The 16,085-nt window shown below is 65.0% G+C and carries 13 protein-coding genes; 12 read left to right on the forward strand and 1 reads right to left on the reverse strand.

Features of this window, described 5'->3' with window-relative positions; genetic code table 11:
• Positions 1 to 20 precede the first annotated feature (20 nt).
• From JG747_RS01980 to JG747_RS02035, 12 genes are all read left to right on the forward strand, one after another.
• Positions 21 to 422, forward strand: a complete 402-nt coding sequence (locus JG747_RS01980) for a PTS sugar transporter subunit IIA (RefSeq protein ID WP_010912939.1) — start codon at positions 21 to 23, stop codon at positions 420 to 422.
• Positions 419 to 715: an HPr family phosphocarrier protein gene (locus tag JG747_RS01985; protein ID WP_010912938.1), complete on the forward strand. Its 297-nt coding sequence runs from the start codon at positions 419 to 421 to the stop codon at positions 713 to 715. Before JG747_RS01980 ends, JG747_RS01985 begins: the two co-directional genes overlap by 4 nt.
• Positions 716 to 890: 175 nt before the next feature.
• Positions 891 to 2,291, forward strand: coding sequence for an adenosylhomocysteinase (gene ahcY / locus JG747_RS01990; RefSeq protein ID WP_202361052.1), 1,401 nt, complete (start codon positions 891 to 893; stop codon positions 2,289 to 2,291).
• Between the two features lie 199 nt (positions 2,292 to 2,490).
• Positions 2,491 to 5,046 carry a sensor histidine kinase gene (locus JG747_RS01995; RefSeq protein ID WP_019862681.1) on the forward strand — a complete coding sequence of 852 codons (2,556 nt, stop codon included), beginning with the start codon at positions 2,491 to 2,493 and terminating at the stop codon, positions 5,044 to 5,046.
• 8 nt (positions 5,047 to 5,054) lie between these two features.
• Positions 5,055 to 6,566 carry a tRNA (adenosine(37)-N6)-threonylcarbamoyltransferase complex ATPase subunit type 1 TsaE gene (tsaE, locus tag JG747_RS02000; RefSeq protein WP_202361053.1) on the forward strand — a complete coding sequence of 504 codons (1,512 nt, stop codon included), beginning with the start codon at positions 5,055 to 5,057 and terminating at the stop codon, positions 6,564 to 6,566.
• Positions 6,567 to 6,613: 47 nt separating this feature from the next.
• The gene (locus JG747_RS02005; RefSeq protein ID WP_244748415.1) at positions 6,614 to 7,288 is read left to right on the forward strand and encodes a nucleotidyltransferase family protein; all 675 of its coding nucleotides are present in this window, start codon (positions 6,614 to 6,616) and stop codon (positions 7,286 to 7,288) included.
• Complete coding sequence (gene addB / locus JG747_RS02010) at positions 7,285 to 10,419, forward strand: double-strand break repair protein AddB (RefSeq protein ID WP_202361054.1); 3,135 nt, start codon at positions 7,285 to 7,287, stop codon at positions 10,417 to 10,419. Before JG747_RS02005 ends, addB begins: the two co-directional genes overlap by 4 nt.
• The gene (gene addA / locus JG747_RS02015) at positions 10,416 to 13,928 is read left to right on the forward strand and encodes a double-strand break repair helicase AddA (RefSeq protein ID WP_202361055.1); all 3,513 of its coding nucleotides are present in this window, start codon (positions 10,416 to 10,418) and stop codon (positions 13,926 to 13,928) included. Before addB ends, addA begins: the two co-directional genes overlap by 4 nt.
• A gap of 77 nt (positions 13,929 to 14,005) precedes the next feature.
• Positions 14,006 to 14,329 (forward strand): thioredoxin, encoded by a 324-nt coding sequence (gene trxA / locus JG747_RS02020; protein ID WP_010912931.1) that lies wholly within the window; start codon positions 14,006 to 14,008, stop codon positions 14,327 to 14,329.
• 265 nt (positions 14,330 to 14,594) lie between these two features.
• Positions 14,595 to 14,876, forward strand: a complete 282-nt coding sequence (locus tag JG747_RS02025) for a cupin domain-containing protein (protein WP_019862676.1) — start codon at positions 14,595 to 14,597, stop codon at positions 14,874 to 14,876.
• Positions 14,877 to 14,971: 95 nt separating this feature from the next.
• The gene (locus tag JG747_RS02030; protein WP_019862675.1) at positions 14,972 to 15,220 is read left to right on the forward strand and encodes a type II toxin-antitoxin system VapB family antitoxin; all 249 of its coding nucleotides are present in this window, start codon (positions 14,972 to 14,974) and stop codon (positions 15,218 to 15,220) included.
• Positions 15,217 to 15,630, forward strand: a complete 414-nt coding sequence (locus JG747_RS02035) for a type II toxin-antitoxin system VapC family toxin (RefSeq protein WP_202361056.1) — start codon at positions 15,217 to 15,219, stop codon at positions 15,628 to 15,630. The genes JG747_RS02030 and JG747_RS02035 overlap by 4 nt, the downstream gene beginning before the upstream one ends.
• Before the next feature lie 11 nt (positions 15,631 to 15,641).
• Here JG747_RS02035 and JG747_RS02040 read toward each other — a convergent pair whose 3' ends face one another.
• A complete protein-coding gene (locus tag JG747_RS02040) occupies positions 15,642 to 16,061 on the reverse strand; it encodes a VOC family protein (protein WP_038651495.1) in 420 nt (139 codons plus the stop codon).
• Positions 16,062 to 16,085: the final 24 nt, after the last annotated feature.

The following is a 16,085-nucleotide window of genomic DNA, read 5'->3' on the forward strand; positions in this document are numbered from 1 at the left end:
ATGACGGGAGCCACCAAAGAATGATCGGACTCGTGCTTGTAACGCACGGTCAACTGGCCACCGAGTTCCGACATGCCGTCGAACATGTCGTCGGGCCACAAGACAATTTCGAAACCGTGGCGATCGGTGCCGACGACGATATGGAACAGCGTCGTCGCGACATCGTCGACGCCGTCGCCCGTGTCGATACCGGGGCGGGCGTCATCGTGCTGACCGACATGTTCGGCGGCACGCCGTCGAATCTCGCCATTTCGGTGATGGAGTCCGGCCGCACCGAGGTGATCGCCGGCATGAATCTGCCGATGCTGATCAAGCTATCCTCGATCCGCAAGGGCGACAATATGGCCGCCGCGCTCGACGAGGCGCAGGCCGCCGGGCGCAAATACATCAATGTCGCCAGCCAGCTTCTGAGCAGCAAATGAACGCGCTATCCCCGGAGAAAGACCACATCGTCCGGGAGTTCCCGATCGTCAACCAGCGCGGCCTGCATGCACGCGCCTCGGCGAAATTCGTCCAACTCGCCAGCGGCTTCGACGCCGCGGTCCATGTCGAGAAGGACGGCGTCAAGGTCGGCGGCACGTCGATCATGGGCCTGATGATGCTGGCCGCCAGCCCGGGCTACTCGATCCGTGTCACCGCCAGCGGGCCAGAGGCGCTCGAGGTCATGGACGCGCTCGAGCAGCTTGTCGCCTCCCGCTTCGGCGAGGAATGCTGATCCCGTTCTAGGCATGCTCGCGAGACATGCAGGGATAAAGATTTCTTTATATCCCATTGTCGTCTTGAGCCTGATCTGCTAGTCAGGCCGGCAATTCGCGCCCTTCGACGCGCCAACCGGCGCGGGCGCATCCGCAACCAATTCGCAGCATAACAATTCGCATCGGAGTACTGCCATGACGGGTAGCAAGGATTATGTGGTCGCCGACATCTCGCTTGCCGGCTGGGGCCGCAAGGAACTCGATATCGCCGAAACCGAAATGCCGGGCCTGATGGCCTGCCGCGAGGAATTCGGCGCCAGGAAGCCGCTGAAGGGCGCGCGCATCACCGGCTCGCTGCACATGACCATCCAGACCGCGGTGCTGATCGAGACGCTGAAGGTGCTCGGCGCCGACATCCGCTGGGCCTCCTGCAACATCTTCTCGACCCAGGACCATGCCGCCGCGGCCATCGCCGAGGCCGGCATCCCGGTCTTCGCCGTCAAGGGCGAGAGCCTCGAACAGTATTGGGACTACACCGACCGGATCTTCCAGTGGACCGACGGCGGCCTCTCCAACATGATCCTCGACGATGGCGGCGACGCCACCATGTACATCCTGATCGGCGCCCGCGCCGAAGCCGGCGAGGACGTGCTGTCCAACCCGCAGAGCGAGGAAGAGGAATATTTCTACGCCCAGGTCAAGAAGCGCCTGAAGGCTTCGCCCGGCTTCTTCACCAAGCAGAAGGCTGCGATCCGCGGCGTCACTGAAGAGACGACCACCGGCGTCAACCGGCTCTACCAGCTGCAGAAGAAGGGCCTGCTGCCCTTCCCCGCCATCAACGTCAACGATTCCGTCACCAAGTCGAAGTTCGACAACAAGTATGGCTGCAAGGAATCGCTGGTCGACGGCATCCGCCGCGGCACCGACACGATGATGGCCGGCAAGGTCGCGGTCGTCTGCGGCTATGGCGACGTCGGCAAGGGCTCGTCGGCTTCGCTCAAGGGCGCCGGCGCCCGCGTCAAGGTCACCGAGGTCGATCCGATCTGCGCCCTGCAGGCGGCGATGGACGGCTTTGAAGTGGTGACGCTGGAAGACGCGGCGCCGACCGCCGACATCGTCATCACCACCACCGGCAACAAGGATGTCGTCACCCTCGACCATATGCGGTCGATGAAGGACATGGTGATCGTCGGCAATATCGGTCACTTCGACAACGAGATCCAGGTCGCCTCGCTGCGCAATCTGAAATGGACCAACGTCAAGCCGCAGGTCGACATGATCACCTTCCCGGACGGCAAGCGGATGATCCTCTTGTCGGAAGGCCGCCTGCTCAATCTCGGCAACGCCACCGGCCATCCGAGCTTCGTCATGTCGGCGTCCTTCACCAACCAGGTGCTGGCCCAGATCGAGCTGTTCACCAAGGGCGAGCAGTACCAGAACCAGGTCTATGTCCTGCCCAAGCATCTCGACGAGAAGGTCGCACGCCTGCACCTCGACAAGCTCGGCGCGCGCCTGACCGAACTGTCGGGTGAACAGGCCGCTTATATCGGCGTCACGCCGCAGGGTCCGTTCAAGCCGGAACACTACCGCTATTAACCAAAGCTAAATTTACTACCATATATTGAGGCCGGGCGATTGACTTTTCGCCCGGCCTTATTTTTGCGCGCGATCAGCCTTCACGGCGATTCGGCGAGGGTTTATTGTCAGGTGATTCGCGACGCTTCCGGCCCGAGAGGGGATCAGAGAGGCGCGTATCAGGGCGGTCTTGCATTCAGGCGGCGGAGAGGACCAAGACATGCCGGGGCAAAACCCGCACGGAGCGGGATCGGCCGTTTCCGGCGGCCACGACGATTCGGGGACCATAGGCTCGACCATTCAGGGCGGGCGCCTTTCATGGCGTGCCCGCATCGGTCTGTTCCTGACCAGTTCCGCGCTGGCCGGACCCTTGGCCAGTGCCGTGGCGCATGCCGAGAACGCCGCCGCGGCCACCGCCGGCCTGTCGATCAACACGGTCGAAGTCATGCAGCTTGCCGTGTTCGTCGGCGTGACGGGCGCGGCATTCCTGTCGGCCATCGTTCTCATCCGGGAACGGGCCCGCACTTCGGCGGAGAATGTCGAACTGAGAAGCCGCGTCGCCGACATCAATGCGGCACTGCGCCGTTCGGAAGCGCTGCTCAATCTGCGCGACCAGCGCGTGGTGGTCTGGGCCTCGGAGAACAAGAAGCCCGAACTCATCGGCACGTTGCCTGTCGAAAGCGGCGCGCCAGAGGAGCGGGCGGCTTTCCTCGCTTTTGGCCGCTGGCTGATGCCGCGCTCGGCGGCGGCGCTCGAGCACGCCATCGCGGGCTTGCGCGAAAAGGCCAGGCCCTTCGACCTCGTCATCGAATCGCAAGCCGGCGCCCCGCTTGAAGTGCATGGCCGCAAGAGCGCCGCGCATATCCTCGTGCGGTTTGTCTCGCTTTCCGAGACACAGCGCAGCCAAGCCCGGCTGAAGATCGACAACCAGCGGCTGGCCGCCGACCATGACACGATGATCGGCCTGCTCGAAGCGCTGAAGATGCCGGCGTGGTTGCGCGACGAGCACGGACGCCTGAAATGGGTCAACCGGGCCTATGCCGACGCGGTCGAAGCCGAAAGCGCGGAAGCCGCCGTCCGTGACGCCAAGGAATTCCTCGGCGGCCAGGCACGCGAGGCAATCGACGCCCAGCACAAGACGCATCCGGTCTTCGAGCAGTCGCTCTCCACCGTGATCGAAGGCGACCGCCGCGTCTTCGCGGTGACCGACTTCGCCGGCGCCGACGGTTCGGCCGGCCTTGCCGCCGACACCAGCGCCATCGAGACCATTCGCGGCGAATATGAGCGGACGGTGCGCAGCCACGCCGACACGCTCGACCAGCTCAACACCGCCGTCGCCATCTTCGACACAGACGAGAAGCTACGCTTCTTCAACCAGGCCTTCCAGAAACTTTGGGGCCTGGACAGCGGCTTCCTGCACAGCGCGCCCGACAATGCGCTTTTGCTCGACCGGTTACGCAGCGAAGGCAAGATCGCCGAGCAGCCCGAATGGCGCCGCTGGAAGGAAGGCCTGCTCGGCGCCTATCGCGCAGTGGAATCGCAGGAACATTGGTGGCATCTGCCCGACGGCAAGACCATCCGCGTCGTCGCCAATCCGCAGCCCAAGGGCGGCGTCACCTGGGTATTCGAGAACCTGACCGAGAAGATGGACCTGGAAAGCCGCTACCGCACCGCGGTGCGCGTCCAGGGCGAAACGCTCGACAATCTCGCCGAAGGCGTGGCGGTGTTCGGACCCGATGGCCGGCTGCGCCTGTCGAACCCGGCCTTTGCGACGCTCTGGGGATTGAGCGGCGAAGCCGCCAAGCCCAATGTTCACGTCTCCACGATACGCGACCTTTGCGACCGCCAGGCGGTCGACAGCCCCTGGCCCGGTTTCGTCGCCGCCATCACCGGTTTCGACGACGAACGCCGCGACCGGCACGGCCAGAGCGAGCTCAACAACGGCACCGTGCTGCGTTACGCCGTGATCCCGCTACCCAATGGGCAAGTGATGATGACCTTCGTCGACGTCACCGACAGCGTGCATGTCGAACGTGCGCTGAAGGACAAGAACGAGGCATTGGAGAAGTCCGATCAGCTCAAGAACGACTTCGTCCAGCACGTGTCCTACGAACTGCGTTCGCCGCTGACCAACATCATCGGCTTCACCGAACTGCTTTCACTGCCCACCACCGGACCGCTGAATCAAAAGCAGCGCGAATATGTCGAGCACGTCAGTTCGTCCTCCTCGGTGCTGCTGACCATCGTCAACGACATACTCGACCTTGCGACCGTCGATGCCGGCATCATGCAGCTCGACATTTCCGAGGTGCATGTCGACCGCACCATCGCGGCGGCCGCGGAACTGGTTGCCGACCGGCTGCAGGAGCATTCGATCCGGCTCGAAGTCGATGCCGCTGCCGCGCCGAAGACGTTCCACGGCGACGAGACCCGCATCCGCCAGATCCTCTACAATCTGCTGAGCAACGCCGCCAATTACGCGCCGGAAGCCAGCACCATCCGGCTCGCCTGTCGACATCTGGCGGATGGGGTGGAATTTTCCGTTCACGACGATGGGCCCGGCATGCCGCCTGACGTTTTGGACTCGGTGTTCCGCCGCTTCGAACCGCGCACCAATGGCGGCCGCCGGCGAGGCGCCGGCCTCGGCCTGTCGATCGTCAAGAGCTTTGTCGAACTGCATGGCGGCAATGTTCGCATCGAAACCGGCAAGGACAAGGGCACCACCGTCATCTGCACCTTCCCCGACATGCCGGGCATCCGCGCCGCGGCCGAGTAGCGCGCTCGATGACGGGACCTGTGCTGGAGCGTTTGCTCGCCGATGAGACACAGACAGCGCGGCTGGGCGAAGATCTGGCGCTGTCCCTGCGCGCCGGCGACGTGCTGGCGCTCAAAGGCGATCTCGGCGCCGGCAAATCGACACTGGCGCGGGCGCTGATCCGGGCGCTGGCCGATGATGCCAGCCTGGATGTGCCGAGCCCGACCTTCACCTTGGTGCAGAGCTACGACACGCGCATTCCGGTGCACCATTTCGACCTCTATCGCCTGGCCTCGGCAGCCGAGCTCGACGAACTCGGCTTCGACGAAGCGCTGACGCAAGGGGCTGCCCTGGTCGAATGGCCCGAGCGGGCGGAAGGCTATCTGCCGAAGACGACGCTCTCGATCGAACTCGTCCAGCATGGCGAGGGCCGGCTGGCGCGGCTGTCGGGGCAAGGCGCCGCCTTCGACCGCGCGGCGCGATCGCTGGCCATGCGCGATTTTCTGGAGAGGGCCGGCTGGGGCGACGCGCGGCGGCGCCATTTCATCGGCGACGCCTCGGCCCGTTCCTACGAGATCGTGACGCTCGCCGGCCAGGAGCCGCGCGTGCTGATGAACTCGCCGCGGCTGGTGCTCGGCCCCGCCGTGCGCGACGGCAAACCCTATGCGGTGATCGCCCACACCGCCCAGTCGGTCTCCGCTTTCGTCGCCATCGACCGCGCCTTGAAGGCCGGCGGCGTCAGCGTTCCGCAAATCCATGCCGAGGACCAGGACCAGGGTTTCTTGCTGCTCGAACATCTCGGTTCCGAAGGGTTTCTGGGCAAGGACGGCGAGCCCATAGCGGAACGCTATGCGGCGGCGGCCGAACTGCTGGCCATGATGCATGGCAGGACCTGGCCGCGGCGCCTGCAGGCCGGACCGGGCAGCTTTCATGAGGTGCCGCCTTTCGACCGCGACGCGATGATGATCGAAGCCGATCTCCTGGTCGACTGGTATGTGCCGGCGATATCGGGCGGCCCGCCAAGCGACGATCTGCGCTCGGGCTACGCCAGCGAATGGAACGCGCTTTTCGACCGGCTGCAGGGCAGCGAATACACGCTGATGCTGCGCGACTTTCATTCGCCCAACATCATCTGGCGCGACGACCGCGCCGGCCATGACCGGCTGGGCATCGTCGACTTCCAGGATGCGCTGATCGGGCCTTCAGCCTATGACGTCGCCTCGCTGGCCATGGATGCCCGTGTCACCCTATCGCCCGAAATCGAGAAGAAGACGCTCGATGCCTATGTCGCAGCGCGCCATGCGGCAGGCGCCTTCGACGAAGCAAGTTTTCTGGAAGCCTATGCAATCATGGCCGCGCAGCGCAATTCCAAGATCCTCGGCATTTTCGTGCGTCTCGAAAAGCGCGACGGCAAACCTTATTATCTGAAGCACCTGCCGCGCATCCGCGACTATCTGCGCCGGGCGCTGTCCCATCCGGCGCTTGCCAGCCTGCGGGAATTCTACAATACGCACGGGCTGCTCGAGGAACGAACACTGTGACAAGACCGGACACTGCCATCGTCCTTGCCGCCGGGCTCGGCAAGCGCATGCGGCCGATCACCGATACGATCCCCAAGCCGCTGGTCAGGATCGCCGGCAAGACCTTGCTCGACTGGGGGCTCGACAGCCTCGCCGCCGCCGGCGTCGCCAAGGCGGTGGTCAACGTCCACTATCTTCCCGAGCAGATCGTCGCCCATGTCGCGGCGCGCAGCGCTCCGCGGATCATCATTTCCGATGAGAGCGACCGGCTGCTCGATTCGGCCGGGGGCATCGTCAAGGCGCTGCCGGAACTCGGCCAACAACCCTTCTATATCCTCAATGCCGACACGTTCTGGATCGACCACGGTCCGCTCAATCTCGGGCGGCTTGCCCTTGCGTGGGACGCCGCGAAAATGGATATTCTGCTGATGCTGGCGGATCTCCATCAGGCGACAGGACATTGTGGCAGCACCGATTTCCTGGTGGCGCCGGACGGTGCCCTGCGGCGTTCAAAAGGCGATCCGGCGGGCTTGATCTATGCCGGCGCGGCGATCGTCCATCCGCGCCTGTTCAAGGATGCATCGGCCGAACCGCATTCGCTCAACGCCTATTTCGATACCGCCATCTCCGCCGGCCGGCTGTTCGGCATGCCGATGCACGGCCACTGGATCACCGTCGGCACGCCCGATGCCATTCCGCTGGCGGAAGAAGCCGTCGCCGGCGCGCTAACCGAGTCGCAATGAGCGGCTCGAGCCGCGTTTTCTCGATCCCCCCCGGAGCGCCGTTCCTGCCGACGCTGGCCGAGGCGCTGCTTGCCGGCCGCCTGGTTCCGGGATTTCGTTTCGACGGCGATCCGCTCGCGCTCGCCGATGTCACCATCTATGTGCCGACGCGTCGTGCCGCGCGCGCCTTGCGCGGTGTGTTCGTCGACAGTTTGAGGGCACGCGGCGGCGGCGGTTCGGCGATCCTGCCGGTCATCCGCCCGCTCGGCGAATTCGACGAGGACGAAGCCCTGTTCGAGGCCGAGCCTTCGGCGGCGATCGATCTCGCGCCGCCGATCTCGGCGACCGAACGCCTGTTGCTGCTGACGCCGCTGGTGCGGGCCTGGAAGCGCCGGCTGCCGGAACATGTGGCGAAGCTTTTCGCCGAGGAAATCGTCATCCCCGCGTCCACCGCCGACGCGATCTGGCTGGCGCGCGATCTTGCGGGGCTGATGGACGAGATCGAGACGGAAGGCACCGACTGGACCAAGCTCGCCGATCTGGTGACCGGCAACCTTGCCGGCTGGTGGCAGGTGACGCTCGAATTCCTCGGCATCGTCACTGACGCCTGGCCGAAATTCCTGAGCGAGAGCGACCGCTCCAATCCGGCCGCGCATCGCAGCGCGCTGATCCGCTCCGAGGCGGCCCGGCTGCGGCGCAATCCGCCGGCCGGACCGGTCATCGCCGCCGGCTCGACCGGCTCGATACCCGCCACGGCCGAACTGCTTGCCGCGATCTCCCGCCTGCCCGGCGGCGCCATCGTGCTGCCCGGTCTCGACCGGACGCTGGACGAAGCGTCCTTCCAGGCGCTTGTCGCCCCCGGCGCGCGCCCAGCCGTACTTGGCCACCCGCAATATGGCCTGGCCAGGCTGATCGGCAAGATCGGCGTGCTGCGCTCCGACGTCGAAGAACTCGGCACGGCCGAACCGCACCTTGCGCTTCGCGCCGCGCTTGTCGGCGAAGCGCTGCGGCCGGCCGAGACCACCGAATTGTGGGCCGAAACACGCAGCGGGTTTTCGGCATCCGATATTGCCGGCGCCTTTGCCGAGGTGACGCTGCTGGAAGCCGCCAGCGAGCGTGACGAAGCCGTCGCCATCGCCGTTGCGCTGAAGCAGGCCGTGGAAGCCCCCGGCCAAAGGGCCGCGCTCGTCACCGGTGACCGCGCGCTGGCGCGACGCGTCTCGGTCGAACTCAAGCGCTTCGGTGTCGTCGCCGACGATTCCGGCGGCACGCCGCTCGCCAACAGCCCGGCGGCCAGCCTGCTCCGCCTGGCGCTGGAAGCGGTGTTCCGGCCGGGCGATCCCGTCGGCCTCTTGTCCCTGCTAAAGCACCCACTGCTTGGCCTCGGCCTCGAGCGTGCTGCCGTGCGCCATGCGGCAGAACTGCTCGAACTGGTGGCGCTGCGCGGCGGTACCGGCCGCCCCGACATCGTTTCGCTGCCGAAATTGTTCGAAAACCGTCTTACCGGCCTCGGCGATGACAGCCGGCCGCCTTTCTGGTTTTCCCGTCTCACCGTGCGCTCCATCGAGGATGCGCGGAGTTTGCTCGCGCGACTGACGGAAGCGCTGGCGCCGCTTTCGGCCTTTCGCGGCCAGGCGAATGCCGATCTTGCCGCGCTGGTCCAGGCCAGCGTCGTGGCTTTGGAAAGTCTCGGCCGTTCCGCTGATGGCGGCCTGGGCGACCTCTATGCCGGCGATGCCGGTGAAAAGCTTGCCGAATTGCTGCGCGGGCTGGTCGCTGCTTCGGCCTCGCTGTCATTCGCGGCGAGCGAATGGCCCGATGTGATGGACGCGCTGATCGCGCCCGAGACGGTCAAGCCGGCGCAAGGCACCGACAGGAACATCGCCATCTGGGGTGCGCTGGAAGCGCGGCTGCAGGACGTCGACACGCTGGTCATCGGCGGGCTCAACGAAGGTGTCTGGCCGCGCAAGCCGGAGAGCGACCGCTTCATGTCGCGGCTGATGAAGACCGGCATCGATCTCGAACCGCCGGAGCGGCGCATCGGCCTTGCCGCGCATGATTTCCAGATGGCGATGGGCGCGAGACGCGTCGTTCTGGCCCGCTCGGCGCGTTCCGGCGACGCCCCCGCCGTGCCGTCGCGTTGGCTGCAGCGGCTGCTTACCTTCATCGGCAACGACCAGGCGGCAACCCTGCGCCGGCGTGGCGACGAGCTGCTCGCCTGGGCACGCGCGCTCGACACCGGCCCAAAACAGGATTTCGCGCCGCGGCCGCAACCGAAGCCGCCATTGGCGGTGCGCCCAACGCATTTCTCGGTCACCGAGATCGAGACCTTGCGCCGGGATCCCTACGCCGTCTATGCCAGACGCATCCTCGGCCTGATGCCGCTCGATGCGCTCATCCGTGATCCCGGTGCCGCCGAACGCGGCACGCTGTTCCACGCCATCCTGCATCTGTTCTCGTCTGAGGTTGCCGATCCGCGCGCACCCGACGCGCTGGCCGGTCTCATTGCCGCCGGCCGCGCCTGCTTTGCCGAAGCCGCCCTTCCGGCCGATGTCGAGGCGATGTGGTGGCCGCGCTTCGAAAAGCTCGCCGCCAACATCGTCAAATGGGAGCGCACGCGCGCCGATGCCGTGACCCGGCGCCATGCCGAGGAGCGGGCCGGCAAGACCCCGGTCGGCCAATCCGGCGTGACGCTGTCCGGCTATGCCGACCGCGTCGATCTGCTGGCCGGCGGCATGGCCGATATTCTGGACTACAAGACGGGTTCTTCGCCCTCCAAGGCGCAGGCGCACACGCTGCTGGCGCCGCAACTGGCGCTGGAGGGCGCTCTGCTGCGGCGTGGCGCGTTCAAGGATCTGGGCGCGCGCGAGCCGTCGCAACTGGCCTTCATCAGGTTGAAGCCGAATGGCGAGGTGTTCGAGGAGTCCATCCTCGAGCACAACCGCCAGCCACGGACCGCCGCCGACCTTGCGGAAGAGGCCTGGGCGCGGCTGGAAAAGCTGCTGATCCATTATGCCGACCCGCAGACCGGCTATCTGTCGCGCGCGCTGCCGTTTCGCGAGGGCGAGACCGATGGCGACTACGACCATCTCGCCCGCGTGCTCGAATGGTCGGCCGGCGGCGATGCCGGCGACGAGGGAGGAGAGGCATGAAGAAGGCCTATCCCATCCCGAGCGATACCGCCAACAGCCAGGCCCGCGCCGCAGATCCGCAGAATTCGGCCTGGGTGTCGGCCAATGCCGGCTCCGGCAAGACCCATGTGCTGGCCCAGCGCGTCATCCGGCTGCTGCTCAACGGCACCGACCCGTCGAAGATCCTGTGCCTGACCTATACGCGCGCCGCCGCCGCCAATATGTCGAACCGGGTCTTTTCCACGCTGTCGGACTGGACGGTGCTCGGTGACACCGAGCTGGCCGCGAAGATCGAGGCGCTGGAAGGGCGCCGCCCAGACCGCGACACGATGCGCCGGGCGCGGCGCCTGTTCGCCGAGGCACTGGAGACGCCAGGCGGACTGAAGATCCAGACCATCCACGCCTTCTGTGAATCGGTGCTCCACCAGTTCCCGCTTGAAGCCAACATTCCGGCCCATTTCGAGATGCTCGACGGCCAGATGGAGGCATCGCTGTTCGCTGCCGCGCGCCGCGAGATGATCACCGGCACGGCTGCCGGCAACCCGGATCTGGCCGACGCCTTCGCCACCGTGCTGGAACGCGGCGGCGAGGCCGGTCTCGATGCCTTGCTCGGCGAGATCGTGCGCAAGCGCGACGGGTTGCGCCAGTTCCTCGATGCGGTCGGGCGTGACGGCTTCCAGCCTTTGTTCGATGAATTCCATTTCCGCCCTGGCCAGACCGCCGAAGGGATTGCGGCATCGGTCTGGCCGCTGCCCGGCTTCCTGCCCGACTATTTCACCGGCTTCGCCCAGGCCGCCGAATCCACCGACGCCAGGTCGGTGCTGAACAACATCCTGCCCTATGCGCGCCAGGCTTTTGCCGAGAGCGATCCCGTTCGCCGCCTGCAATCGCTCGCCAGAGCCTTTCTCAAGACCGATGGCGATCCGTACGATCCGGCGAAGGCCTTCAAGAAAGCCCTGACCGACCGGCTGCCGGACCTTGCGGAGCGCTATGTCTCGGCGGCAAGCGCCATTATAGAAACCGTCGACCGGCTGGCGCTGTTCCGCATGCTGGAAGGCACACGAGCGGCAATGACCATCGCCGACTGGCTGATCGCCCGCTACGAAGTGCTGAAGCGCAGCCGCGGCTTTCTCGACTTCAACGATCTGATCACCCGCACGGTCAACCTTCTGGCGCGGCCCGATGCCGGCCCCTGGGTGCAATACAAGCTCGACCAGGGCATCGACCACATTCTGCTCGACGAGGCGCAGGACACCAGCCCGGATCAATGGGAGGTGGTGAAGCGGCTGGCGGAAGAATTTTTCGCCGGGCTCGGCGCGCGCGACCGGGTCCACCGCACGGTCTTCGCCGTCGGTGACGAGAAGCAGTCGATCTATTCCTTCCAGGGAGCCGCGCCCGACTCGTTCGCCGACAGCCGGCTGTTGTTCGCCGGCCGGGTGCGCGATGCCGAGGCATCCTTCGCCGACCTCAAGCTGACCTGGTCGTTCCGTTCGACCGACGACGTTCTGGCCGCCGTCGACCGCGTCTTTGCCGATCCCGTCGTGCGGCGCGGCATCAGCCATGATCCCGATCCGTTGAGCCACAAGGCCATCCGCACCGATGCGCCGGGCTATGTCGAGGTCTGGCCGTCGATCGGCGCCGATGTCGTCGACGAGCCCGACGACTGGACGCAAGCCATCGACCACGCCCATGCGCCGGCGGTGCGCGTTGCCGAGAATGTCGCGGCGACCATTGCCGGCTGGATCGGCAAAAGCGAGATCATCGAAGGCCGCGGCAAGCGGCTGCGGCCGGGCGACGTGCTGGTGCTGGTGCGCAAACGCGACAGTTTTGTCCATGCGCTGACCCGCGCCTTGAAGCGCCGCGACATCCCGGTTGCCGGCGCCGACCGGCTGAGCCTACCCGGCCACATCGCGGTCAAGGACCTGATCGCGCTCGGTCATCTGCTGATCCAACCGCAGGACGACCTGTCGCTCGCGGCCGTGCTGCGCAGCCCGATCTTCGACCTGCCGGAGGAGGCACTGTTCACGCTCGCCGCGCAAAGGCCGCCCGGCCTGTCGCTGGCCGCGTCGCTGCGCCAGCATGCCGAAGAAAACGAGCGCCTGGCGAAGATTGTCGCGCAACTCGACGCCTGGGCTGACGAGGCCGCCTTCAAACCGGTGTTCGAACTCTATGCCGGCCTGCTGGCGCGTGATGGCGTGCGTAAAAGGATGATTGCGAGGCTTGGGCCGGAAGCCGGGGATATTCTCGACGAATTCCTGAGCTTCTGTCTTGCCGAGGAACGGACCGGCCTGCCCGGGCTGGAAGCCTTCCTGTCGACGCTGGAAAATGCCGGGCCCGAGATCAAGCGCGAGATGGACCAGACGCGCGACGAGGTTCGCGTCATGACCGTGCACGCCGCCAAGGGCCTGGAGGCGCCAGTGGTGTTCCTGGTCGATGGCGGTTCCGCTCCGTTCAGCGACCAGCATCTGCCGCGGCTGATGCCCTTCGACGGCTCAGGCACTTTCTGGTACGGCAAGGGCTATCTCTGGCGCTCGGCCAGCGACGTCGCCAACGGCTTCTCGAAGGCGGCAGCCGCCAGGGCAAGGGAACTCGCCGACGACGAGTACCGCCGGCTGCTCTATGTCGGCATGACCCGCGCCGAGGACCGGCTGATCGTCTGCGGCTATCACGGCAAGCGGGCGCCGAACACCGGCACCTGGCATTCGATCGTCAGCCGCGCGCTAACCGGCGCGCCGGAAAGCGAACAGCGCGCGCATCCCGCCGGCGGCGAGCCGGTGCATCGTTTCCACGTCACCAAGCTGCCGCCCGTCGCGGCGAGCGCCGATGAACAGGCGCGGCAGGCCGATGCTTTCGGTCCGCTGCCGGGGACCCTGTTCCGGCCCTTGCCGCCCTTCGAGGACCTGCCGCGGCCGCTGTCGCCATCCGGCGCCTCAGCGCTGATCGACGAAGGCAAGGAAGCGGTCGTCGACAAGGCTTCACCGGTGCTGGACGCCGATGCCGAGCCCGGCTTTGCGGTGCTGCGCGGTCTCGCCTTGCACAAGCTGCTGCAGATGCTGCCCGGCATTGCCGAGGGTGAACGCCAGGGCGCGGCCGAGCGTTATCTCGCGCGAACGGGTGCCGTGTGGCCGCCGTCGGAGAGGGAAAAGGCCATGGCATCGGTCATCGCCATCCTCGACGATCCACGCCTCGGCCAACTTTTCGCGCCCTCCTCGCGCGCCGAGGTGGCGGTCATGGGCAGCCTGCAAGTGAGGGGCAAAACACGCTCGATTTCCGGCAAGATCGACCGGCTGGCGGTGACCGCGAACACGGTGTCGATCGTCGACTACAAGACCAACCGGCCGGCGCCCGCTTCGCTGGCCGAAGTCCCGCCGGCCTATCTTTTGCAGTTGGCGCTTTATCGCGCCCTGCTGCAGCCGCTTTATCCTGGGCGCGAGGTCAAGGCGGCCCTTCTGTTCACCGAAGCGCCAAGGCTGATCGAGCTGCCGGCCCGGACCATGGATGACGCCCTTGCCCGACTCACAGGAGCGTGACACAAGACCTGCTTGAAGAAGGGCCAGATAACCACCACATTTGGTGCGACAAAGAACTCTCGAAAGGAATTTTCCGCATGGGTGCCACCGTCAAGGTCGACAAGAACAATTTCCAGGCTGACGTGCTCAACGCCAACGTACCGGTTGTGGTCGATTTCTGGGCGGAATGGTGCGGCCCCTGCAAGCAGATCGCGCCGTCGCTCGAAGACATCGCCACTGAACTCGGAGCCAAGATCAAGATCGCCAAGCTCAACATCGACGAGAATCCCGAGCTTGCCGCCCAATTTGGCGTGCGCTCGATCCCGACGCTGATGATCTTCAAGGGCGGTGAAGTGGCCGACATGAAGGTTGGTGCAGCGCCCAAGACCGCGCTGTCGCACTGGATCAATGGCAGCCTCTGATCCTCTCTGTTTAGACGCAATTCCGGACAGAAAACCGCTTCACACTTTTCTTGGAATTGCTTTGAAATTCCCGATATCAAGAGCCCGGCCATCGCGCCGGGCTTTTTGTTGGCGTCACCTACAGCGCCGCGCATCCTTGGATGCGCAGAGGACGCTGTAGCAGTTGGATGGCTCATTATCCTCTGGGTCATGCGCTGGGCGGCTCTGGCCCTCACATCAGGGCACGCCATGTCTTCTGCTGGGAACCAGAAACAGGGAGAGCGACATGACCGGATCCGCCAAGGCCACCGTCTTCATCGACAATGAGCGCGTCATCGTCACCGAGTACCGCTTCCAGCCCGGCGACAATACCGGCTGGCATCGCCATGGCCACGACTATGTCGTGGTGCCGCTGATGGACGGCAAGCTGAAGTTGGTGACCAAAGACGGCGAGACCTTCGCCGAGATGAAGAAAGGCGCGCCCTATTTCCGCAAGGAGGGTGTGGAACACGACGTCATCAGCGCCAATGACGGCGAATATGCTTTTATCGAGATCGAGTTGAAGTAAGCAGGCTCATCGCGCATGAGATGGCACGCCATCAAGTGCCATCTTGATGGCAGAGACGCGTAGGCTTATATTCCCTTTTCCAAAGGGAGTCTTAAATGGCCGAACCACAGCTCTCGGTCCGCAGCGCGAAAGCACGTGACCTGGCTCATAGGCTTGCTCGTCGCGAGAACCGCTCGATAGCCGACGTGGTCGAACGCGCGCTTGAATCCTACGAGATTCGAGAGGCTGGCCGCGAACCTGCTTCCATTTTCTATGCCAGCCTGACCGCAAGCAGTGGCGTCGACATCGATCTGGAGAACGTTATTCGCCAAGGTCGTGAGGTTCATTCAGGAATTGAGCTTTGATTTTCGTCGATACCAACGTGATTTCGGAGTCTCTGAAGAAGACGCCGGATCCAGCCGTGCTGGCGTGGCTTGTGCGCAATGACGCCGAACTGGCGCTTCCCACGGTGACGATTGCTGAAGTCGCCTTCGGTATTCAAAAGATACGACCTGACGAGCGTGCGGATCGGCTGGAACAGGGACTTTCCCGATGGCGGCATCGATTTGCCGACCGGATTTTTGGACTGACGGAAGAGGCTGCCTTGGCTTACGGCGAGATCATGGGGGCCGCGACACGCCAAGGTCGCGGCATGTCGGCTCCCGATGGCATGATCGCGGCGATAGCGCGCGTGAATGGAGGCCGGCTGGCAACCCGAAATCTCAACGACTTCTGCACCACCAGCCTGGACCTGATCTCACCATGGAATTTCTGAAGCATGTCTAGTCACCAGTCGGCGATACGGTCGCCGCCGACGAACTGCGCGCTTTTGGCGGTGTATTCGAACAGCTCGATCTTCACGCCGTTGGGATCGCGTATCCAGGCCTGAAAGGTGTCGTCGCAGGCATGCTTCTTGGCCGTGACGTCGACGCCCTTCGACTTGATGTGGGCGATCGCCGCGTCGATGTTTTCGACCTCAAGGCAGAAATGGTTGATCTGGTTGAGTTCGCTATAGGTGGTGGCTTCCTTCTGGAACACCTCGACGTGGCTGCCGCCGCCGCAATCGAGATAGAAGCCGAAAATCTTGCCGTCGCGCAGGAAATTGAACCTTGTGTCCATGCCGAGCACGTCGCGGTAGAAACTGCGCGTCGCTTCCAGATCATGCGCGAAAATGCAGACATGGGCGAGCTGCTTCACCTTGATCATCACGGGCTCCTTGTGCAAGCCAGG

Origin of the sequence: Mesorhizobium sp. 131-3-5 (assembly GCF_016756575.1) — a bacterium.
GTDB classification, from domain to species: domain Bacteria; phylum Pseudomonadota; class Alphaproteobacteria; order Rhizobiales; family Rhizobiaceae; genus Mesorhizobium; species Mesorhizobium jarvisii.